The organism is Shouchella shacheensis (assembly GCF_001484965.1).
Classification (GTDB): Bacteria; Bacillota; Bacilli; order Bacillales; family Bacillaceae_D; genus Shouchella; species Shouchella shacheensis.
Map to the genome: position 1 here is coordinate 79,373 of NZ_KQ947393.1, position 22,265 is coordinate 101,637.

Annotated in this window: 18 protein-coding genes; 2 read left to right on the plus strand and 16 right to left on the minus strand. The window is 43.1% G+C overall.

The genetic code is table 11. The annotated features are described in order from the left end of the window. Position 1: 1 nt before the first annotated feature. On the minus strand, positions 2 to 850 hold the full coding sequence (locus AVZ68_RS00450) for a hypothetical protein (RefSeq protein WP_059102577.1): 849 nt from the start codon (positions 848 to 850) through the stop codon (positions 2 to 4). 236 nt (positions 851 to 1,086) lie between these two features. Between AVZ68_RS00450 and AVZ68_RS00455 the strand changes: the two genes are divergently transcribed. Then, on the plus strand, positions 1,087 to 1,731 hold the full coding sequence (locus tag AVZ68_RS00455; protein ID WP_059102578.1) for a YesL family protein: 645 nt from the start codon (positions 1,087 to 1,089) through the stop codon (positions 1,729 to 1,731). Between the two features lie 321 nt (positions 1,732 to 2,052). Here the strand turns inward: AVZ68_RS00455 and AVZ68_RS00460 are convergent, their stop codons facing one another. The 4 genes from AVZ68_RS00460 to AVZ68_RS20810 all read right to left on the minus strand — a co-directional run bounded on the left by AVZ68_RS00460 (position 2,053) and on the right by AVZ68_RS20810 (position 6,006). Further along, positions 2,053 to 2,916, minus strand: coding sequence for a carbohydrate ABC transporter permease (locus tag AVZ68_RS00460; protein WP_245628028.1), 864 nt, complete (start codon positions 2,914 to 2,916; stop codon positions 2,053 to 2,055). Between the two features lie 15 nt (positions 2,917 to 2,931). Then, the gene (locus tag AVZ68_RS00465; protein ID WP_082676219.1) at positions 2,932 to 3,849 is read right to left on the minus strand and encodes a carbohydrate ABC transporter permease; all 918 of its coding nucleotides are present in this window, start codon (positions 3,847 to 3,849) and stop codon (positions 2,932 to 2,934) included. Positions 3,850 to 3,920: 71 nt separating this feature from the next. Then, positions 3,921 to 5,240 carry an ABC transporter substrate-binding protein gene (locus AVZ68_RS00470; RefSeq protein ID WP_059102579.1) on the minus strand — a complete coding sequence of 440 codons (1,320 nt, stop codon included), beginning with the start codon at positions 5,238 to 5,240 and terminating at the stop codon, positions 3,921 to 3,923. Between the two features lie 637 nt (positions 5,241 to 5,877). Then, entirely contained in the window at positions 5,878 to 6,006 is a 129-nt protein-coding gene (locus AVZ68_RS20810; protein ID WP_281176565.1) for a hypothetical protein, read from the minus strand. Positions 6,007 to 6,383: 377 nt separating this feature from the next. Between AVZ68_RS20810 and AVZ68_RS00475 the strand changes: the two genes are divergently transcribed. Next, positions 6,384 to 8,981 (plus strand): LamG-like jellyroll fold domain-containing protein, encoded by a 2,598-nt coding sequence (locus AVZ68_RS00475; RefSeq protein WP_059102580.1) that lies wholly within the window; start codon positions 6,384 to 6,386, stop codon positions 8,979 to 8,981. A gap of 85 nt (positions 8,982 to 9,066) precedes the next feature. Here the strand turns inward: AVZ68_RS00475 and AVZ68_RS00480 are convergent, their stop codons facing one another. The 11 genes from AVZ68_RS00480 to AVZ68_RS00530 all read right to left on the minus strand — a co-directional run bounded on the left by AVZ68_RS00480 (position 9,067) and on the right by AVZ68_RS00530 (position 22,204). Then, positions 9,067 to 9,705 carry a YesL family protein gene (locus tag AVZ68_RS00480; protein WP_059102581.1) on the minus strand — a complete coding sequence of 213 codons (639 nt, stop codon included), beginning with the start codon at positions 9,703 to 9,705 and terminating at the stop codon, positions 9,067 to 9,069. A gap of 20 nt (positions 9,706 to 9,725) precedes the next feature. Beyond that, positions 9,726 to 10,568 (minus strand): carbohydrate ABC transporter permease, encoded by an 843-nt coding sequence (locus tag AVZ68_RS00485; RefSeq protein ID WP_059102582.1) that lies wholly within the window; start codon positions 10,566 to 10,568, stop codon positions 9,726 to 9,728. Further along, entirely contained in the window at positions 10,565 to 11,494 is a 930-nt protein-coding gene (locus AVZ68_RS00490) for a carbohydrate ABC transporter permease (protein ID WP_082676220.1), read from the minus strand. The genes AVZ68_RS00485 and AVZ68_RS00490 overlap by 4 nt, the downstream gene beginning before the upstream one ends. A gap of 17 nt (positions 11,495 to 11,511) precedes the next feature. Then, entirely contained in the window at positions 11,512 to 12,789 is a 1,278-nt protein-coding gene (locus AVZ68_RS00495; RefSeq protein ID WP_059102583.1) for an extracellular solute-binding protein, read from the minus strand. A gap of 76 nt (positions 12,790 to 12,865) precedes the next feature. After that, on the minus strand, positions 12,866 to 14,383 hold the full coding sequence (gene arfA, locus AVZ68_RS00500) for an arabinosylfuranosidase ArfA (protein WP_059102584.1): 1,518 nt from the start codon (positions 14,381 to 14,383) through the stop codon (positions 12,866 to 12,868). Positions 14,384 to 14,613: 230 nt separating this feature from the next. Continuing rightward, a complete protein-coding gene (locus AVZ68_RS00505; protein WP_059102585.1) occupies positions 14,614 to 16,374 on the minus strand; it encodes a glycoside hydrolase family 2 protein in 1,761 nt (586 codons plus the stop codon). Between the two features lie 198 nt (positions 16,375 to 16,572). Next, the gene (locus tag AVZ68_RS00510; protein WP_059102586.1) at positions 16,573 to 17,499 is read right to left on the minus strand and encodes an ArsR/SmtB family transcription factor; all 927 of its coding nucleotides are present in this window, start codon (positions 17,497 to 17,499) and stop codon (positions 16,573 to 16,575) included. Positions 17,500 to 17,735: 236 nt separating this feature from the next. After that, positions 17,736 to 18,890: a DUF2264 domain-containing protein gene (locus tag AVZ68_RS00515; RefSeq protein ID WP_059102587.1), complete on the minus strand. Its 1,155-nt coding sequence runs from the start codon at positions 18,888 to 18,890 to the stop codon at positions 17,736 to 17,738. Positions 18,891 to 19,058: 168 nt separating this feature from the next. Then, on the minus strand, positions 19,059 to 20,384 hold the full coding sequence (locus AVZ68_RS00520; protein WP_059102588.1) for an ABC transporter substrate-binding protein: 1,326 nt from the start codon (positions 20,382 to 20,384) through the stop codon (positions 19,059 to 19,061). A 21-nt stretch (positions 20,385 to 20,405) separates the two neighbouring features. After that, entirely contained in the window at positions 20,406 to 21,254 is an 849-nt protein-coding gene (locus AVZ68_RS00525; RefSeq protein WP_245628029.1) for a carbohydrate ABC transporter permease, read from the minus strand. A 14-nt stretch (positions 21,255 to 21,268) separates the two neighbouring features. Next, positions 21,269 to 22,204: a carbohydrate ABC transporter permease gene (locus AVZ68_RS00530; RefSeq protein WP_059102902.1), complete on the minus strand. Its 936-nt coding sequence runs from the start codon at positions 22,202 to 22,204 to the stop codon at positions 21,269 to 21,271. Positions 22,205 to 22,265 lie beyond the last annotated feature (61 nt).

The following is a 22,265-nucleotide window of genomic DNA, read 5'->3' on the forward strand; positions in this document are numbered from 1 at the left end:
ATTATGACTCTGCTAAACTTATTATTAATTCGATAGCATTCTCTTTATCCTTGGAACGTGTATGGATGGTCATAATGCCTTCATTGCTTCGTATAATATCGATCTCTTCTAAAATCTCATGTGAGCTAATGTCAATTCCATATAGCTTGTCTTCTAAGTCGTCCTCCAATTTTTTATAAAGAAGACTCTCTGAACTAAATGCATGTTCAAGAGAAGTTTCGGCTGAACTCATGGGTTGAAACACTCCCTGCTCTAACATCACATCAAAATGAAATGGATCAACGATAAACAGGTCAGATTCGTTAGACATTAGAGATAGGACACTTTGGAGATGTTTCCCACTATCATAATTATCTCGCATTTCTATTGGTGAATAAATCAGATCAACCTCAACACGTTCCCACTTTGGAAATAGTGCTAACACTTTATCTTTGAGGGTTTCTGTCTCAATATCTCGAAACTCTCCAAAAATGGTTATACTTAAATCAGTAGGTGGCAAGCTGTCGAAATAAGCTCGTTCATTTCGGGATTCGATAACACTATTTATTAAACCGATTAATAATAAGAAGACGGTTATCCCCGCTGTTATATGAAGCTTATAATAATCCATAACATGATCGAGCTTTTGCTTAAATGAGCTCTTCGGGGAAGATTCTTTTTTTCTAGCTAATTCTTGATTGTCAAGGTAATCTCTTATAACAGAATAAGCTTCTGTTTTTTCATCAATGTCTATCTTACTTTCCTGATCATTGCGGTATCTATGAATCCACTTGAAGTATGCGTTTTCAACTTCCTCTCTTGATGCACTGGTTGATAACTCTAAAATTAAATAAGCTCTTTTTATGTCCAATGAAACCACTCCTCACTCCCTTCTCAGTTTTTCAAAAATTCATTGACATTTAATAAGATCCTCCCTTAAAATTAATTTAATTAATTTTTTAATTATGTTTTAAATAAAAACATTAACTATATAAAAAGTTTACAGGAATTTCTAACCTTACAGCCAAACCGAGAGGGAAGTAATAAACACCCCCTATTCTTTTCTAATCGTCAACCGCAAAATACTTGGGCTTCGGAGGTGATTATTTGGAATCAAATAACTATACTAAACTCATGAGATTCTTAGAATGGGTAGTACGCTTTGCCTACGTGAACGTTTTATGGTTATTCTTTACTTTTCTTGGAGTGATCATATTTGGATTCATGCCCGCTACCTCTGCAATGTTTGCGATTGTAAGAAAATGGTTGCATGGTGAAGATGATTTTCGATTACTCTCCGAGTTTTCGAAGCATTATAAACGTGACTTTATGAAAATCAATGGAATTGGCCTCTTTTTAGGGATTATCGGTTTTATCATTTACGTTGATCTACATTTCTTAAGGTCGATCTCACATTGGACTAGCACCATCTTTCAAGTCGCTTTAGTTGCATTGTCTATTGGTTATTTTGTCATCATCCTTCACATCTTTCCTGTCTTCGTCCATTTCAAGTTATCTTTCTTTCAGTATTTTAAATACTCATTAATGATGGGGGTATTCCAGCCAGTAAGAACATTCCTTTTATCTTTCTGTTGCTTTGGTTTGGCATTATTAACCTTTACCTACCCAGCAGTCATTATTTTTTTCTCCGGTAGTGTTATTACCGCTGTCATAATGGGAACCTTTTTACACGGTTATCAAAAGGTCAATAATAAGCAGAATAAGATTACGAAGAGTCAAAGATACTACTAGTTTCGTTGAAAGATTATCTAGTTAGCGCTATTGGTTGCTCTGTTCCCGTTTTACTCCTTTTCAATAATGAAAATTCTCGGGGCGCTTTGAGGTCGGAGATGTCTACAAACAGCTAATCGATTACTCGTTCTTTTACCATTTGGAGCTTCCCATACCCTCTTTTTAACTGCCCCACTGTTTCTTAAATTTCCTCTGAAACAGTGAAGCTATTACCACATGTCCTTATTCTCCGACCTCCTCATTTGTATTAAGCTGGTTGGGGGATCAATTTCAGGTGCCATTATTCTCAAACTAGTCTACACATTTTAATCAAGCCGATTGTCAGCCTTTTACACCCGTCATCGTAATTCCCTGAATAAATTGCTTTTGAGCAAAGAAAAATGCGATTAGTGTCGGTATAAGCGCTACAACAGAACCCGCCATAATTAGACCCCACTCCGAGGTGTAATACCCTCTAAAAGATGCTAGAACTAATTGTAATGTGAAGTTTTCTGGAGAGTTTAAATAAATTAACGGGCCCATGAAGTCATTGTACCCTGCTAACAACCCTAAAATCACTTGTGTTACGATTGCCGGTTTGGCTAGCGGTACCATGATCTGAACAAAAATACCAAAGTAATTAAGTCCATCAATCTTCGCAGCCTCAATTAGATCATTAGGTATCCCTAAAAAGAATTGTCGTAAAAAGAAGACTACCATGGCTCCGCCAAAAAAGCCGGGAATCATTAATGGTTTAAATGAATCCAACCAACCAAATTCCCTAAATAAAATAAATTGAGGAACCAATGTTACAATACCGGGTAACATCATCGTAGCAATTAACGCAAAAAACAATTTATCACGACCAGGAAATTTCATTTTTGCAAAAGCAAATGCAGCTAATGCACTCGCCGTTATCCCAATGGCCGTTGTCGGTAAAATGATAATCATAGTATTTCTAAACCCAAGCAGCATGTCAGCTTCTGTTAATACCCTTATATAACTATCAAAAGTAATGTCTCTTGGAATAAATTCTGGTGGCATTGTAAATACAGCACCCGGTTCCTTTAAAGAAGTAGATACCATCCATAAAAACGGTACGGACATTATTAAGGCCCCTATAATCAAAAAGGTATAAGAGCCCAGCAGCTTCATAAAATTCTTCCGAGCTTTATTTTTTTTCCACACCATTGATTTTTTAAACAACTCGTCTACCCCCTTTTAATAATGCACCCACCGTTTCCCTAGTTTGAAATTAATGATAGTAATAATTAAAATAATTATCCCCAATACCCAGGCCATCGCTGAAGCATATCCCATCTCCATGTACCTAAAAGCGTTATTGAATAAATAATAAACGACAGTAGTTGTTGAATAATTTGGTCCACCTTCTGTCATAATCATAAAACGCTGAAAATCTTGCAAAGCACCAATTGTTGAAGTTATTAATATAAAAAATGTAGTCGGAGAGATTGACGGAATCGTAATATATCTGAACTTTTTCCAACCATTTGCCCCGTCTATATCCGCAGCTTCATACAATGCTTTATCAACACCCTGAAGCGCAGCAAGGTAAAGAATCATTCCCATACCAAGACCACCCCAGGTTCCTTGTATAATCATTGCTGGCATTGCCCATGTTTCGCTACTTAACCAACCCGGTCCATTTATACCGATATATCCTAGCAAGACATTTAATAGACCAAAATCACCATTAAAAATCCACCTCCAAAGTAACGATAAGGCAACTACTGAACAAACAGTCGGTAAAAAGAATGCCGTTCTGAAAAAAGCTAACCCTTTAACTTTTTGGTTTAAGGCTAACGCAATAACTAAGGAAAGAATCATCCCTAATGGAATGCCTAATGCAGCATAAAAAGTGTTCCATATTGTCTTTCTAAATAATTCATCGCCAAAGAAAAGTTCTTTATAATTTTCTAACCCAGTGAATTCTGGCGGATTATACAAATCAAAATCTGTGAAACTAACATAAATGGAATAAAGCATTGGGGCTAAGGCAAATATTGCAAAACCAATGATTGGTGGCGCAACAAACAAGTAACCCCAGAAATATTCTTTATTCATTTTTCTTTTCTTTATTTTAACCTGTACTGTACGCCCTGCTGTCTTTGGCCTCATGACTTCACCTCTCCTTTACTTGGTATAAGGAAGAAAGTAAATGGGGGATCAATCCCCCACTAATTTGAACATTACTCAAATATTTCTGGGTTACCTTCTTTTAGAAGTTCATCAACTTCTTCTTTTATTTCATTTAAAACTTCCTCAGCTGATCGTTCCCCATTCCAGACATCGCCCAAATTTTGATTCACGTGGTCCAACCATTGATTATTCGGAGTAAGTGTCCAAGGACCAGGTCTTTGATTTTCAGCAGCTTGTAGAAAAGCCTGCGCGTTTGCTGGCCTTTGATCTGGCTGCAGAAATACATCTGTGTCGGACAATGATTTATATGTTGGAATAGCTAACCCAAGCTCAGTTTGGATATCTTGCCCTTCCTCCCCAGCAAGATATTCAATTAATTGAAATGCTTCTTCTGGAAAATTGGAGTCTTTATTAATGGCATACCCTACTGAACCTGACCACCCTGAAGCTTCTCCTGTTTTTCCTGCTGGGAATGGGGCAACATCCCAATCAAAATCAAGCTGACGATAGGTCGGTACCATCCATCTCCCTTGAAAGACCATTGCAACTCTTCCAGTTTCAAACATTTGATCAGCATCCATCGCATCCAATGTTCGAGAATCCGGTGCCACTTGATAATCATTTGTTAAGTCTGACACAAATTGAATCGCTTCCACTGCATCAGGCTCATTCATTATAAATTCAGTATTATCCTCACTTAGCACGTCTCCGCCATTAGACCAAAGGAAAGCTTCCCACCAAAGAGGCCCAATTCCGTATTGATCACCACTGGTGAGTTGTTGTGCTACATCTAACATTTCATCCCATGTCATTGGTATTTCGGGATCTGGATATGGAATTCCCGCTTCATCAAATATCTCTTTATTATAAAACATGACAGAAGGCCCGATATCCTTTGGAAGAGCATATAAATCTCCTTCGCCTAGTACACTTCCATCCCATCTATATCTATCTAAAGCCGAATCCCACATATCCTCTTGGTTAATACTACTGTTATCAACTTTATCTTGTATGTTTAAAAATAAACCAGCTTTCGCCCATGCACCAAAATCTCCATCACTAGCAAAAACTACGTCAGGTGCAGTTCCTCCAGCTAGCATTGTGTTCATTTTCCCTGAATAATCATCTGGGATATGAATGATATTCACTTTAATTCCTTCATTATTCTCTTCGAAATTTTCAACTAACGTTTCGAAAACGGAGAGTTCGTCAGGTAACCCCCACGTCGAAATGCTTATCTCTAAATCCCCATCATCGTTAACCCCACTATCTTCCACTCCTCCACTTTCATTACTACCACAGGCCGCTAGACTACTGCACAAAGTAACTACAAAGAACGACATTAGCGCCTTACTTTTAAGATTGGACATTATTCATGCTCCCCTTCTTGATATGATTTCGATTTGACGTTTTGTTAACCTTAGTACAACAGCAGTACAACAGCTCGTGATCTTTTGTTAAGTAAATGTAATCCATTAGCCCGCTCACTTTTCTTAATTAGGGCTAAATGTGTGGCCTTTGGAAAAGGATCATGTTTCTTTTCGTTTTCCGTTGGTACGTAGGTAGAGTAACCCGTGATAGAGTCAACGATAGGCTAACACTGGCTCATCATTTATTTGAGGACACCAATATAAATTAAGCGCTTTCAATAAATCGATTGATCCCCCTCCTATAGCTTTCTTGTTTCGTAATTTGACTCAAGGAAACAATTAACCAAGCGACACAGCAAATTTCTATTATTAATAAAAAAATTAATAATTCACGTACTAGTTATTTAACCTCATTATATTCATTGTATAGACGAGTGTCAACATTTTTTCTGAATTAAACGAATCGAACTACACGACATATTTTTATAAACATTCTCATTATTTTCTTTTATCCAGCGAAGTACATGCCAGGTAGTGTTCAAAAAATTCTCATCATTATTCCATCGGTCAGTGTCGATTCCGCTCTTCAGTGTGGTTAACCGAGCTGCTTTCCCGGGTGTTCACTGCTTTTAAATCGTCATAAAATGCCAGCCGTTAGGTTTCCTTCAAATTCCTGAACGTCGATATATATATGAATCCGTTCATCGACTTCACCAATCTTAAATTGACGGTCAATCGTTATCGCTGCTTTTCTTGTCTCTTTCACGTACTCCTCTTCCTACCTCTAATCAAATAGTAGCTACTATAGTTAATACTTTAATTTATAATTAACATTTTAATTATACGAAAGGCCATTAGAAGTGTCAAGTCATTTTCACGCTTTTTATAAATAATACGCTTCTGTGTAAATAATAATATTAATACGTTTACATTTATGTTAACCTTGGTTAAAGTAGTTTTTTGGTTGTTGAGTAAGAGTGGTTTCCTTTAATTATAAGCAAACACTTGGATTCTCGAGAGGGGGCTTTATACTTTACACATTCTGAGACTAAATTTGACTACCGGGACAAAAAAAATTTAAGGAGTTTTTTGCACCAAAAAGGTTGCGCTTACATTTAAATTTTGAAAAGAGGGGCTAGTTAAATGAATCCAAAATGCAAGCAATTTTCGTTCTTTATTTTGTTAGCGGTTGCTTTAACCGTGCCAATTGTCGGGTATAGTCAGGGACATGCGAAATCAGGCAATAATGGAAATAAGCCTCATGAAGATGATCAAAGGGAGACACCAAATTTTTCTGAGGCCTCTGTTCACGACCCTTCTATTATCAAGGCCAATGATACGTTTTATGCATTTGGGACTCACATCGAAGCCGCCAAGTCCACAGATTTAATGGAATGGTCGAATTTCACGAATGGTTATACGACCCCTGACAATACGTTATATGGTGATCTATCGGAAAATTTAGCCGAGTCCTTTGAGTGGGCCGGCGAAGATGATGCGGACAGCAGAGGCGGATTTGCCGTATGGGCTCCTGAAGTTATCTGGAACGAGCATTATAAACATAAAGATGGTTCAACTGGTGCTTATATGATGTACTATAGTGCCTCTTCCACGTATATACGTTCCGCGATTGGTTATGCCGTCTCAAAAAACATTGAGGGGCCATACGAATATGTGAATACAATTATGTACTCAGGCTTCTTCGAAGGTGATGCCTATGATGACAATAGTGATGTCAATAAAAATTGGGGAAATACTCACCTTCCAGATCTTATAAAGGAAGGAACGTTAGAGGGAACGAGAGATGACTGGTTTACGGATACCGGTGGGTATAACTATAAGGATTTCACCAATGCCATTGATGCTAACTTGTTTTTTGACGAAGACGGAAAGATGTGGATGACCTACGGTTCTTGGGCAGGAGGAATTTTCATTCTCGAAGTCGCCTCAGCAACAGGAAAGCCGATTTATCCTGGCGAAGACGGGATGACGGATGATGGCAGAGTGATAGATCGTTATTTCGGCACTAAAATTTCAGGCGGATATGGTCGATCAGGGGAAGGTCCTTATGTGCAATATGATGAGGGGTCCGGCTATTATTTCTTGTATGTCACGTATGGGGGCTTGGCATCTGACGGAGGTTATCAAATGAGAACATTCCGTTCAGAGAATCCGGATGGACCATACATTGATGCTGCTGGAGACGAGGCCGTATTGCCGGATTCATTGGATGATGGTTCTGTTAGAAATAGACCAGACGCACGAGAACACGAAAAGCGCGGAAATAAACTGATGGGCAACTTCATATTTGAGCGAAAAGTCGGCGACCCAGGATCAGGCGACGGCTACGGTTATGCAGCCCCAGGTCATAATTCCGTGTACAAAGATCCTGAAACAGGCCAGCAATTTTTAGTTTTCCATACTCGCTTTCCTGGCACTGGAGAGATGCATGAACTCCGTGTCCATCAAATGTTTGAGAACAAACACGGGTGGCACGTCACTGCTCCCTACCGTTATGCCGGAGAAGAACTTGAAAAAGTGAAAAGACAAGACGTCATTGGAGAATACCAATATATTAATCACGGCAATAAAATTACCGATGAGTTGGAGCACGCACAGTACATTTCGTTGAATAAAAACAGTACGATTTCTGGGGATGTCGAGGGAACGTGGAAGCGAACAGGTCACAATCGGGCAGAAATCACGGTCGATGATGAAACCTATGACGGCGTTTTTGTTCGTCAATGGAATCCGGTGTCCGAAAGCTATGTCATGACATTTACTGCCATGTCAAACGATGGAGTGACCGCTTGGGGCAGCAAAATGCTTGATAAAACAGACACAGAAATTGTAGAGGATGTGGGAAATGATTTAAATCTAGGTGATACTGATAATGTCATCTCCAATTTGACGCTTCCTACAGAAGGAACTCGTTACTCAGAAATAACGTGGGAAACTTCAGATGCAGATGTGGTTACCGATAAGGGTGAAATTTCTCGCCCGGACACGGATTCTGAGTCAGCAACTGCCACTGCCACTCTCACTGCCACAGTTACGAAAGGAGATGCCTCGGAGACTCGTCGTTTTGAGATCACTGTTTTACCATTAAGAGAGACTGGGTTAATCGCTCACTACACCTTCAATAATCACTTAGAAGACAGTACAACTAATTTTGCTGCTGGTGTACCTACTGGTGACAGGCTCGATCATTCAGGTGGTGACATCACGTTTGAAGAAGGCCAGCACGGTCATGCAGCGGCATTCCATGGTGATTCAGGTATAAGCTTGCCAGACGGCCTTATCTCAAGTAACTCGTATTCTGTATCTGTATGGTTAAAACCTGAAAAATTAACGCCTTATACGACGTCTTTCTTTGGAGCAAAAGATGAAAACAATTGGGTGAGTCTCCTTCCTTATGGAACTGGGGAAATCGCCAATACGATGGTCTGGTCAGGTAGCTCGACATGGTATGATGCCAATACAGAGATGATGATTCCCCCTGATGAGTGGACCCATCTTGCTTTCACGGTGAATGACGGGAACATTCGTGTCTATGTTGACGGAGAAGAAAAGCATGCCGACTCCGGCTTCCCTGATATTTTTACAACGACCGATGCTAGCTTCGGTTTGGGGGTCAACTATTGGGATGATCCTTATCAAGGATTAATGGATGAATTGCAAGTCTATGAAGGGCTTCTTTCTGCGAAAGAGATTGCGGAAATGGCTGAACGGGAGGAGTAATATAAAGAGATTGCTATAACATAACGATTGAGGAGGGGGTTCTTAAAGGTCTATTTTCACCTATAAGAACCCCCTCCTCTCCTTCCTATTGATTCACCACTTCCCCTTGCAGTACCTGCCCTGCCCGCCGAAAGGCCTTTTGTGAAAAGTGAGTGGTCACCCAAGCACATAGGCTTCCGCCAAAGCAGACGGCAGCTGGTGGGACAAATATGAAAAGAACGAAGGCAACCGTCAAAGCCGCTATCATCAAAAGGGCATATTGCAAGGAGGCGAGTGAGAGAAGCAGTGTGCTTTTTAAGAATTCGGTCAGCCTCGCTTCAAACGAAACCATTGCCGGAAAAAGAAACAAGGCAGTCAATCCGTAGACAAACAGAGCACAGACAATGAGCACTGTCGCAATCATCGCCCACACATGCTCGTAACTTGCGACAACCATCAGGTCAAGTACTAAGATCACCCCAATGACTGTAAACACATAACCGATGAGATTGGCGTTCATGATGGAGTTCTTCCATTCCCGATAAAACGTGCGCACAAGCGGAATGTCCTTCTCTCCGTTATGCCATTCGCGCATAATCGAATACATCGCTTGTGTGGCCGGGAAAAAGCCGACCACGATCCCGCCGAGTAGAGAAAACAAAATCCATAGGCCATTGAGACTCGCAAAGCGTACAATCGAGTCGCATATACGAAGCGCCATTCCTCTTAATCCTTCCGTTTCCACCGGCTCACTTCCTTTCTCCCTTAGCCTTTAATTCCAGAGAAACTGACTCCTTTGACAATTTGCTTTTCAAAAAACAGGAAGGCAATGATCACAGGCAATGAAGCAATCGCATTGACCGTCATCGGCAAAATATACGTTTCCGAATAGTTTGAGTTGAACATTGGAATCCCTACCGGCAGCGTATAAAGCGACTCAGAGATAATCGCGAGAAACGGCCAGAGAAAGTTATTCCACGAAGCAATAAACGTTAAAATTCCGACAGCGGCCAACGCCGATTTAGCCAGAGGCAACACCACATTCCAATAAAGTCGAAAATCATTGCAGCCATCAAGCTTGGCGCTTTCAATCAATTCATCTGGCACGCCGTCGAAAAAGCTTTTTAAGATAATCACGCCCAGCGGTGCGGCAATTCCCGGCAAAATCAGGCCAGCATACGTGTCTAGGAGTCCCATCGACCCGATGATTTCATAAAGAGGAATGATCATCGCCTCTCCAGGGACCATTAAGCCGGCAATAAAGAACAGAAACAACGCTTTCCGGTAGCGGAACCGCATCTTTGAGATCGCAAATGCCGCCATCGAGGTAATGACAAGTGTAAGAAATGTCGTTACCACTCCAATGAAGAAACTGTTCCAGATCCACAAAAAAATGTCGCTGCCGAGAGTAACATCGATATAGTTCGTAAATGTGTAGGGTGGCAAAAACCACTCAATCGGAGATAGAGCCGCTGTCCCCTCCGGTTTCAATGAAACAAAAATCATCCAGACGATCGGAAAGATAAACAGCAACGCCATCACGAAGGAACCGAGCACTTTGACAGGACGAAAGGGGTCACGTTTGTTTTCTAGCAAAGACTGACTCATAGCATTCTTCCTTCCTTTCCGCCTAATCGTAGCTGAATAATGGAGAGGACAAGCAAGACCATGAAGAGCAGATAGGACATCGCAGCCGCGTATCCAAGGTCATAGCGCTGAAATCCCATTTCATAGATATAGAGAATGATCGGTCTTGTAGAGGTGCCTGGCCCTCCGTCCGTAATTAACAAGATTTGCGCAAATACTTTAAAAGATGCCAGCACTTGGAGAAGCAAAATCAAGCGTCCGATTGGCACAAGCTGCGGGAGCGTAATGTTCCAAAACATCTGTCTGCGTGTAGCGCCATCTACCTCGGCGGCCTCGTACAGATCATCAGGAATGTTTTGCAAGGCTGTTAGAAATAAAATCATGTTAAAGCCTACGGTCCACCAGAGGGTAACGCCAATAATACTGACCCAGGCGAGAGAAGGTGTAGCCAACCAAAACGGCTCTGCCTCAAGGCCAAAGGCTTGTATAATGTTGTTCACGACTCCCGTGTAAGGTTGAAGCATAAAAATCGCCACAAATGAAATCACCGACACGGATAAAATGCTCGGGATGAAGAAGGCCCCGCGAAAGAACGTCTGCAGCCGCGTGTTTAAATTGGCCATTAACGCGAGAACTAAAGCGAGCAGCACCATACTCGGGGTCGATAAGAGGACAAATAGCCCTGTGTTTCCAAACGATTCCCAAAAGTTCGGATCGGTTAAGACATTTGCGTAATGGGTCAAACCGACAAAATCCTGCTGTTCAATCAACGTCCAGTTGAAGAAGCTCATTTGCATGCCTTTGATGATCGGGTAAATGGTAAATAAAACATAGACCACAAAGAAAGCGAGAATAAACGGCACAGGGCGCAATTCATTTTTCCAATTTAGCTTTTTTGTGCGTTTCACCTGCACGGGATGAAATTCAACTTCCCTCTGCTTTTTCATACGTTCCCCCTCCTCGTTTATTGTCGGGTCGTCACGGATAGCGCGTTGATCATCTCATCAATGCCTTCTTCCGGTGTCAAGCGATTGCTCATAATTTCATCAAGTGCCCGTACCATATCCGTTTCCGCTGGATTTTGGAAGATCGTCTTATCAGTAAAGACCACATTCTCCGCTGCTTCAGCATAGTCGGATCGGAACGGCTGCTCCTGGAATTCAGGACTATCAACAATGTCGCTTCGCGCAGGAATATGCCCAGCTTTGGCCCACTCTGCTCCCGCATCGCTTACGAATGCCATAAATTCAGCAATCGCCTCCCGACGTTCTTGTGATTGTTCCTCTTTAATCGGCATAATGAGTGAGTGAGAATCGCCCTGCGCTGCGTCAACCTCGAACGACTGCGGAAGAGGAAGTGCAGTGAAATTTAAGCCTTCAGTCTCCTCCCATATTCCTGTTGCCCAAACTCCTGTCATTAGACCAACAGCATTCCCAGCCTGAAACGTTTCGTAGAAATCACCAATATGCATTGGAATGACGTCGCCGTAGAAATCATGAATATACTCTGCTGCCTCAATCGCAATCTCACGATCAAGGGTAATTTCCGGCTCCCTTAAGTCATCGGAGAAGATCGGTGTTCCACCCATTTGAAAATAAACGGTCCACCACCATCTGTAGGCATCCACACCTCCAGTTGAAATCGATAACGGTGTGACATCGGGATTTTCTTCCTTCGCCTTCACAAAAAATTCTTTTAACCCTTCCGGTGTCTCTTCAATCATTGGATGGCCTTCTTCGTCAAGCAATCCTGCTTCCTCAGCCAAATCCGTATTAATATAGAGAATAAAAGGGTGCGTGTCTATTGGAACTGCATAGGAGTCTCCTTCTACTTCTACCGCCTCACGGATATTTTCAGGGAAGTGATTGAAATCGAGTCCTGCCTCTGACGTAATCTCTTCAACCGGCTGCAGAAGTCCCTGATTCACAAGCTCTGGAATAGAGGCGGCATGTGAAATCCCTACATCCGGGCCCCGTTCCGCCGCAACGCTTGTTACAATTTTCGTGTAATATTCATCCCAGTCTTGCAAAACCGTATTCACGTAGACTTCATCTTGGCTATTGTTATAGTCATCAACAATATCTTCCATGTATTCTAAATCCCCACCAGATAGAAAGACCCAGTATTCAAGCTGCATTCGACCATCTGCCGTCGTTTCTTCCGTATTTGTACAGCCCGCGAGCATCATCGCCCCAATTATGAAAACTAGAAAACCTGTTTTTGAATTACGCACCCGATGCATAATTACATCCCCTTTCAAAGGTTTGACGAAAAGGTAACGCTTACAAAGTTGATGAAGAGGGGACTCTCTTCCCCTCTTATTCGCTACTTGCCTTTAGCCGAAGCACATGCCAAGAAGCATTCGAAAGCCTAGCTGTTACTCTTCCATCCTCTAGTTTGGATGTTCCATTTCGATGAGGCTGAACGGACTGCTTTCCTGCGGTATTAACTGCTTTCAGATCGCCATTCTCAAGGACAATGTGCTCAGCAATCCGGTAGCCCTCAAACCCGCGAACGTCGATATGCAAGTCAAGCGCTTCTTCCAGATGACGGTTTAACGCGAAGATGGTCAACTCATCCGCCTCTTCATTGAAAACAACTGCTGAGTCAAGATGTGGCACATCCGTATACTCCTTCGTATCATAGGTCGGTGATTGGATCACAGGCTGAAGGGATGTCCCTCGTCCAAAAACGGATACATGCATGTACGGGAAGAAAATCGTCTGCCGCCAAGCATCTCCGCCATTTTCCGTCATAATCGGAGCGATGACATTGACAAGCTGAGCCATACACGCCATTTTCACCCGATCCGCTCGTCGCAAAAAGCTCATTAACATCGAACCTACGAGGAGAGCATCCTCAAAATTATAGACATCTTCAAGCTGCGGTGGAGCGACACTCCAAGGTTCAAGCTGTCTGTCCGCTTCGTTAGAGTGATACCAGACATTCCACTCGTCAAAGCTTAAATACATTTTCTTTTTGCTGCGCTTTTTCGCCTTGATGTAGTCACATGTGGCAATGACTGTCTCAATAAAGCGATCCATGTCAAGCGTCTTCGCCAGATAACTAGCTGAATCATTAGAACGATTGCCGTAATACTGGTGCAAAGAGATGTAATCCACGTCCTCATACGTGTGATCAAGCGTTGTCGCCTCCCACTGCGGAAACGTCGGCATATTAATATTCGAACTGCCACAAGCGACAAGCTCAATCGTTGGATCCACTAGCCTCATCGCCTTTGCCGTTTCAGAAGCCAAACGTCCGTATTCATCCGCAGTCTTGTGCCCAACCTGCCAAGGACCGTCCATTTCATTGCCAAGACACCACGTCTTGATGGCGTGAGGTGCCGCGTACCCATGCTCTTTTCGCAGATCACTCCAGTAGCTTCCTTCTGGATGGTTGCAGTACTCCAATAAATTGCGTGCTGCATCAATGCCCCTTGTCCCCAAATTCACAGCCATCATGACATCTGTATCTGCCAATTTTGCCCAGTCAACAAATTCGTTCGTACCTACATGATTCGGCTCCAGCACGCGCCAGGCAAGCTCTAACCTCTTCGGGCGATCTTCAAGCGGCCCTACCCCGTCTTCCCAGTTATACGCAGAGACCATGTTTCCACCAGGGTAGCGAACAATGGGCACCTGCAGCTCTTTCACAAGGTCAATGACATCTTGGCGGTATCCTCCCGCTGTCGCCTTAGGGTGACCAGGCTCGTAAATTCCACCATAGACAGCACGGCCCAAATGTTCAATAAACGAGCCATAAATGCGCTCATCCACCTCTGCAATTTTGAATTCTCGGTCAATCGTCATGGTTGCTTTCCTTGCCTCGTTCATGTACTCATCTCCCTGCTACACCTTTTAATAAAGCAATTTCACTTTCATCTAGTTAATAATAACATTAATGATTAATAATATTATTATTTAATTCATTTTATAAAAATAAATAGCAGGTGTCAACCTACTTTTCTCTCTTTTTTGAATAATATAGTTAACCTTTTAGTTAATCCATAGTGTAAAAAATCCATGAGATTACAAAAATCTCATGGACCGTTTGTTTAACAGCACTACACGTTTGCGTCATTAATATCTTTAATTTCCTTCAAATCCAACTTCGGCTTCCGCCTCTCATCCAATAGCCCATTTACCTCTTGTTGAACGTCTGTAATTTGTGTGTAACAGTAGCCAGTGACATAAGGCAACGCTTTAATAGCGTCCGTTATGTTTCTGTATCTCGCAAGGAAATCCTTCTCGTTCTTCACTTGGTTTCCATAGCCCCACCCATCTTTTGTGGTAAAGGCGATTCCGCCATACTCACTAATAAGCACGGGCTGCCCTTTGTATTCATATCCATTCGCAAAAGGGTATTTCTCTTTGTTATGCGGGACCTTGTTGCCAAGGATCGCCTCCTTTTCCTGATAGCGAGCGAGAAACTGCTCAGCAAATTCCTCGTAGTCATGAAGTGTAATAATGTCCGAGATCGTGTGTTCCCAGCCGTCGTTGACAATCACTGGACGGGTATCGTCAAGCGATTTCGTTAAGTGGTAAATGCCTTCTGTAAATGCCTGTTGTTTTTTATCAGTGAGAATGTTGCCAACCCCCCACGACTCGTTGAACGGCACCCACGTCACAATCGACGGATGATTATACAACTGATCGACAACCTTGCCCCATTCTTGTGTAAAATTCTCCACCGCTTCTCTCGAAAACTCGTACGTTGAAGGCATTTCCGCCCACACAAGCAAACCTTTTTTATCGCATAAATGGTAGAAGCGCGCATCCTCAATTTTCTGATGCTTCCGCACCCCGTTAAAACCCATATCCACCATTCGATCGATGTCTTCAACAAGTGCTTCCTCCGAAGGCGGCGTCAGCATTGTGTCCGCCCAGTATCCTTGATCCAAGATCAGCTTTTGATAGATTGGACGGTTGTTGAGCAGCACCTGCCCATCCTTTGTTGAAATCTTCCGTAAGCCGAAGTAAGAATTCACCCGATCGACGAGCGAGTCTTCACGATATAGCTTAAACTCAACATCATAGAGGTTAGGGTGTTCTGGTGACCAATGAGCAACCTTCCATTCGTGAATATTGGCAACAAGATTTACCTCATGCGACATCCGTTCCCTATCAGGGTGAAAGGATACGCGCCGAACCTCTCTGCCTTTGAATGAGATCGTCGTTTCTACACGCCAATTCGAATCAACACCCCCATGAAAAATGTAGTCAAACGAGACCGCATTCCGGTCAAACTGGGGGGTAATCTTTATGTCCTTCAGCCTTTCCTCAGGGACAAACTCAAGCCATACGGTCTGCCAGATGCCTGTCGTCTGCACATACCAACAGCCAAAGTTCTTATCAAGCCAACGCTGCTTTCCTCTTGGTTGGTGACAGCTGTTCGAGTCCTCTACTCGGACAACAAGTTGCTGCGGACCACTTCCTCTCAAATAGAGGCTGATATCAAAAGAGAATGCGACGTTTCCGCCTTGATGTTCACCAACATAGGAACCATTGATCCAAACTTTCGTTACGTAGTCAGATGCCTGGAAATGCAGAAGGACATTTTTACCCGCTTCTTCTTTGGGTACGTCAAACGCCCGCTGGTACCAGACGATGGGGTGAAACTCTTCCACTCCGATGCCACTTGCTTTCGTTTCATACGTAAATGGTACGTTTATTTGCTTTGTCAGCTGCGGGGCCTTTCCCCACTCCTCCTCTTCTCCAAAATCCCCATCATCAAAGTCAAATGCCCACTTTCCGTTTAAATTCATCCAAGACTCACGCACGTACTGAGGGCGCGGGTATTCATTAAGCCTAACCGATGTTGTCATTGTGTTCTCCTTTCCCCTTGTATACTCGAATCCACGAATTGCAAAAATAAAGTTTTAAAACAAAATATTTGTTTGTTATTACTAAGAATACGCTTACATATTCGAACTGTCAATCACTTTTTTTGTTTAATTTCCTATTTTATCATCTAAAAAAGAGCCTGCCAGGCATGGGTACGCCCAGCGAGCTCTTAAAACGGTTTATTTTGAAAATGTGACTTGGAGCTTGATATCCTGTGCATGATCACCGAATTCACGGCCGAATAAGTTAATGCCTCCCTTATGTAACGCATCTTCCTTAATGCCAATTCGTATCGTTACATACTCGTTCACTCCTAAGCCGAGATCACCAACGTTGACACTTGACAAATACACATTGTCCACCATCACCTTCTCCTTCGTCACCTCCCACGTTTTCAGCGTTCCATACTGTGTCATGGTATGCTCCGCCCAATACGTGGAGTTGAGCTTCCCCGGTCGATCGCCAAAATCCCCCGGACTCATCCATGTCCCGATGTCCACACCGTTCATCCAGACTGTTATGTCAGAAGGCCAATTGTGGTCGTAATTCGGCGCTTCCGAACACAATTCCACAGACAAGCGCACCGCCTCCACCCGCTGGCCCTCTGACAAGGAAAGAGGGAACTTATACTCAAAGAACCCTTTCCTCGCCCAAATCAGTTGCGCTTCTGTACGTACCGGCTGATAAAAATGAACCGGTTCATCTTCTGGAATTAAGTGTCCTTTGGCACTAGCCATGCCACAGGTGGGCGAGGCTTGAAAATCAGTAAAATGTCCAATAGGCATCGTCATTTCAAAGACATCTGGCTTTTCTCGCTCCCTTTTCCCACCTGAGAGCGCAATATGGATATCATCGAAGTTCCGTGTACATACCTTCATCGTTCCCCGACTCGCTGGACGTAGTTCTGTAAGAATAAGCCCGGCCTCCTCGAGAATGTTGACATTCGAAGCGGCTGTCGAAACAGGGATTGAAAGAAGGGAGGCCAAATGATGCACGCTATGCTTCTCCTCACTAAGCAATTGAATCATTTCTAAGCGAATCGTCGTCGAGAGCGCGTGCGTAACTTTCCGCAACTTTTCCATCTCTTTGATTGACAAATTGAGCATCTCCACCACTCCATGCTGCTTGATAGCGCAATCATACGTTATTTTCTTATATTAAGCAATTTTTTTGTTTCAATAGAAAGCCCTGCCTCTCAGTGCCCAGCTTACACACAAAAAGGCTTGGCAACGGAAGAGACTAGCCTTGCGCTAGCGAAAACTGGCAAGGCTGTACCATTTTATTCTCTCCGATAACCAAACTATATCATTATAATCTGGGGTCTATTTGTCACCTTTATCCATTAATTCACACTACGATCAATCGGGAATGCCTCACCCGACCATGCTTTAAGCGCTGTCCATTTTCTAAAAGGATGGCTCCAAAATGGGCTTTCCTCCGATAATCCAAGTGGCAAAAAGGCCGTACTACACAAATAGAGACTCCCTGTTGAGATATACCCTTCTCCAATATCTCCCTGAGCTCCAGCAAAACCAATCGTTAACCAACCCTCCTTATCAAACGTGCCTTCTGCTTCTAATGATTTTTGAATGATGGCCGTTAATGCCCCTCTTACTTGGCCAGGTTGGACTGTCTCAGGGAGCTGTTCACGTAACGCCATTTGCGCTAGTACTTGAAAAGCGCCACACCGGTACGCAAGCGAACGCCCCATTGGTGGAAAGGTACCTTCCGGTGAGATCAGGCGTTCTTGGATGCCCGCATAGCGCTTAGCTCTGGTAGTGATTCTATCTTTCATCTGCTCCCATTCTCGATACTTAAATCCAACATGCTCAATCACATCGACAAGCATTGGCTGAATGACAAAGCTATTGTAATAGTCAAAACGATGGTGAGGGCCATCCCCATACACCCCATCCCCAAGGTACCATTGTTCATGCTGTTTTAAGGCATAGTCAATGCGCATTGGATCCCAATCTGTTTCACCCATTTTTAGTAAGGCCGCTTCAATCATCGCTGAAAAAAGCAACCAATTTGAAAAGTAAGGCTTTCGCGTGCGAGTTTGTTTTAATGCCGAAATTACCTGCTGCTTGACTCGGTCTTCCAGCTTCCCCCAAAGTTCGGTTGGCGCCCGCAGGATCGCTTGTGCCAAAAAAGCGGCATCCACAATCGGTTGAAAACCTTCACTGAAATTCATAAAGTCAGAGGACTCAGGATGGGTTCCTGCATCCATCGCCTCCCTTGCTAGCAAGCCGTATTGCCTGCGCAGTTGTTCTTCTTTCTCATCACTTGCCTCTGCCTCAAGCCAAGGGGCCATACCTACGAGCAGTCGTGCCATTGCCTCTAAATGCGTGTATTCCACCCGTCCTGCTCTTGCCTCAATCGGCATCACATGTTTCAATTGTCTCTCACTTAAGGATTGCAACACCGGTTTTGCAAGTTTGTTCAGCAAATGAATCCATGCTGCTCTGTCTTGTTTCCCATTCATACATGTATCCATCGACTCCTCCTCTCGTTCTCAAGCCGATGCTTCCTACATAAAGAAAACATCGGCTACTCCCTACGGCCTGGATCCAGCCGTGTTAGCTTCAGTTGTTTTTGTGTTAGGTGAGGTTGCGAGTCTTTTGATAGGGGTAGCACTATCAGTACAACACGTAACAACTTTTCCCTAACGTCCTTCAATCCATTCCGTACTTTCCTGCTGCGCCTCTTGTAAAGCTTGCTCCGGCGCAACATTTCCTGTTAACGCTCCCTCAATTTTGGACTGTAAAATGTATCGTGGTTGTGATGAAGCCCATGGATAACGAGGAGTAGCAGTACTCATCGCTTCAAGAAGAGGAATCATTAGCTCCGTATCTTGAATACTTTGCCACTGGTTTGCTTCTTCCACCACCGGTGTCACTCCCCACTCTTCCCATAAATATTGTTGGGCAAATTCAGAGGAGCTGAATTTAAGAAACTCCCATGCTAACTCTTTATTATCACTATTTTCTGCAATGGCAATAGGACTTCCGGAGAACATGCCACCTATTCCTTCGTTATCTTTGAAATTTTGCACAACTGGAAATCGGTCTTCTAACCCTTGAGCATAAATAGGCTTTATATTTCCATTCCCTTGATTGAGAGCAATGGCTATATTGTTGCTCGGGGTCATCCACCTTTCATCTCCTTGACCATTGATATAGCTTCTTGGCATATAGGCAGTTAATTCATTCAAAATCTCAAGTGCTTCAATCATTTCCGGGGAATCAAATTCCAACTCCATTTCATCCCAATGGGTTCCCTCCCCCCACTGGCCATCAAGTCCTTCCATCATATTTATTAATGTAAACACGGTGTCATTTGTACCAGTTGCATAAATCCCGTAATTTTCTTCACCCGTGACAGGGTTTTCTCCGGTCATTTGTTTTGCTTTCTCAACCACCTCTTCTATACTCGGATAGTCAGATAACGGTTCAACCCCCCATTGTTCAAAAATTTTCTTATCATATTGAATAAACCGTGCATCTCCAAGTAGAGGAAGCGAATAAATCTCTTGTTGGTCATCTTCAGGTCCGTAAGTCATCCACCCCTCTACCAAATTGTCTGTGTAGACATCTAGGTCGAAGTCATCTTCCTCAATATACTCCTGTAGAGGTTCAACTAGCCCTTGTGCCGCAAAATCAGTTACTCCCGGCATTTGATAAACATCTGCCTCGCTCCCTGCAATCATTGCCTGTGTATTTGCAACATAGTTACTCCATGGCATCACTACGAATTCGACTGTCACACCTGGGTTCTGATTTTCAAACTCCTCCTTCAGTGCATGAAGCCCTTGAGACACTTCACCCGTAATCGGATCCGTTGTATCTTGCATCTGAAAATCTCCAATAAGGGCTACAGTCAAATCACTTTCCTCCGAAGCCTCTTCTGTACTGGCTTCTTCAGGTCCGCAGGCTGCAAGAAGTCCAATGGCTAAAGAAGACATAAGCATCACCGTTAGATTTTTCTTCATCACGATTCTACCTCCTTGGCACTACTCTTTTAATCCGCTTAAGGCAATGCTCTGAATGATGTATCGTTGCAAAAACACGAAAACAATAATAATTGGCAAGACACTCATCGTAGCAAGTGCCATTGTCATCCCTGCAAGCGCCGTTCCATTCTCAAGAGAAAAGCTCGCCAGGAAGAGTGGAATGGTGTGCAGGTGTTCAGAATTTAACACAACAAGCGGCCAGACGAATTCATTCCAATTGCTCATGAACGATAAAATCACAAGCGTCGCTGTAATCGGTCCAGCGAGTGGCAGGTACACTTGGAAGAACGTTCGAAATTCGCTGGCACCATCAATTTGAGCCGCTTCTCTTAAGCTATCTGGAAGCTGATCAAAAAACTGTTTCGAAAGGAATATGCCGAAGCCATAAAGAATGGAAGGCAAGATCACTGGCCATAGTGTATTTAACAACCCGCTTGCATTAAACATTTGATAAAGAGGAATTAAACGTGCTTCAACAGGAATCATCATCGTGGCAAGCACCAGTAGGAAAACAATCTTCTTCCCCTTAAACTGTCCTTTTGAAAATGCATATCCACCTAGAAGAGCCCCAGAGACATGTAAAAATACAGAGGAGACTGTCACGATCGAAGAGTTTAAATACGCTCTGAAAATACGCCCATTTTCAAACGCCAGTTTGTAGTTGAAAATCGATGACTGATCCGGTATTAAGCTGGGCGGAAATGGAACTTGTATATTTGCCAACCGATCAAAGCTGACCGTAACCATCCAGATAAAAGGCGCTACCACAATCAGCCCCGCAAAAGTCAAGAACGCGAATATAAGGACCTGCGTTGCCTTTTGTTTCTTCTTGTGATTGTCAATCATCATCTGTTCACCTCCATTTATATTTTCAAGCGCGTGAGTTTTATATTGAGCATTGTAAACAAAAGAATAATAATGAACAGGAGAACGGTCGCCGTAGAAGCAATTCCAAATTCAAACCCACCAAATCCTCGTTCGTAAATAAAGGCCACCATTGTCTGCAAGGAACGGTTCGGACTTCCGCTAGGACCCCCAAGGACAAACACTTCGTTGAAGCGCTGCAAACCTCCGATCCAGCCCATAATGAACAAGAAAGCAAAGGTCCCGCTCATATTCGGAATCGTAATGTGAAACCATTGCTGCAAGTTGCTCGCTCCGTCAATCTCTGACGCTTCATATAACTCAGGTGAAATAGCCTGCAAATTGGCTAAACAGATAATAATCACAAATCCAATCCAGTGCCAGACCGTAAGCAGGATAACACCCCATTTAGATGTATCCGGATCAGACAGCCAAGGGGAGGTTGGAAGACCTATGGATGTAAGCACATGATTTAATAACCCAACTTCCGGCTGCAATACAAACATAAAAATCATTGCGGCAGCTACAATGGACGTTACGTTCGGCAAGAAAAAAAGTACTTTAAATAAACTCTGACACCGTTTTATGCGATTAATCAGACTAGCCAGGACAAAGCCTAGTGGAATAGCAATGAGAAGTTGGAAAAAGCCAATATAGAAAGTGTTATAAACCGAGTTCCAAAAAGCTCCTGAGCCAATCACTCGCTCATAATTTTGCAACCCTGCCCACGTCTCGATCGTCCCGTTGGAGTTATAGAAACTCAAACGAAACGACTCAAAAACCGGGTAGGCAATAAACAATAGAATCCCTAGTAAGGTCGGAAGCAAAAACAAATACCAGGTGAAGGTCGATTTGATCTGTTTGTTTTTCCGAGTTTGTACTGTCGGTGACGGTTGGACGGGTGTCTCGGTGTTGCCCTTATTTGAGCCTAGCATGGTTTCGCCTCCCATTTTAATGATTGCGCTTACATATTTGCGCACGAACCTCCTTTCTAGG

Bases quoted from the DNA above. Each gene is read 5' to 3' on its own strand.
- AVZ68_RS00525 (WP_245628029.1), bottom strand. From the start codon at position 21,254: ATGATGATTGACAATCACAAGAAGAAACAAAAGGCAACGCAGGTCCTT.
- AVZ68_RS00475 (WP_059102580.1), top strand. From the start codon at position 6,384: ATGAATCCAAAATGCAAGCAATTTTCGTTCTTTATTTTGTTAGCGGTT.
- AVZ68_RS00470 (WP_059102579.1), bottom strand. From the start codon at position 5,240: ATGTCCAATCTTAAAAGTAAGGCGCTAATGTCGTTCTTTGTAGTTACT.
- AVZ68_RS00490 (WP_082676220.1), bottom strand. From the start codon at position 11,494: ATGAAAAAGCAGAGGGAAGTTGAATTTCATCCCGTGCAGGTGAAACGC.
- AVZ68_RS00510 (WP_059102586.1), bottom strand. From the start codon at position 17,499: ATGCTCAATTTGTCAATCAAAGAGATGGAAAAGTTGCGGAAAGTTACG.
- AVZ68_RS00505 (WP_059102585.1), bottom strand. From the start codon at position 16,374: ATGACAACATCGGTTAGGCTTAATGAATACCCGCGCCCTCAGTACGTG.
- AVZ68_RS00465 (WP_082676219.1), bottom strand. From the start codon at position 3,849: ATGAGGCCAAAGACAGCAGGGCGTACAGTACAGGTTAAAATAAAGAAA.
- AVZ68_RS00515 (WP_059102587.1), bottom strand. From the start codon at position 18,890: ATGGATACATGTATGAATGGGAAACAAGACAGAGCAGCATGGATTCAT.
- arfA (WP_059102584.1), bottom strand. From the start codon at position 14,383: ATGAACGAGGCAAGGAAAGCAACCATGACGATTGACCGAGAATTCAAA.
- AVZ68_RS00485 (WP_059102582.1), bottom strand. From the start codon at position 10,568: ATGAGTCAGTCTTTGCTAGAAAACAAACGTGACCCCTTTCGTCCTGTC.
- AVZ68_RS00520 (WP_059102588.1), bottom strand. From the start codon at position 20,384: ATGAAGAAAAATCTAACGGTGATGCTTATGTCTTCTTTAGCCATTGGA.
- AVZ68_RS00495 (WP_059102583.1), bottom strand. From the start codon at position 12,789: ATGCATCGGGTGCGTAATTCAAAAACAGGTTTTCTAGTTTTCATAATT.
- AVZ68_RS00530 (WP_059102902.1), bottom strand. From the start codon at position 22,204: ATGCTAGGCTCAAATAAGGGCAACACCGAGACACCCGTCCAACCGTCA.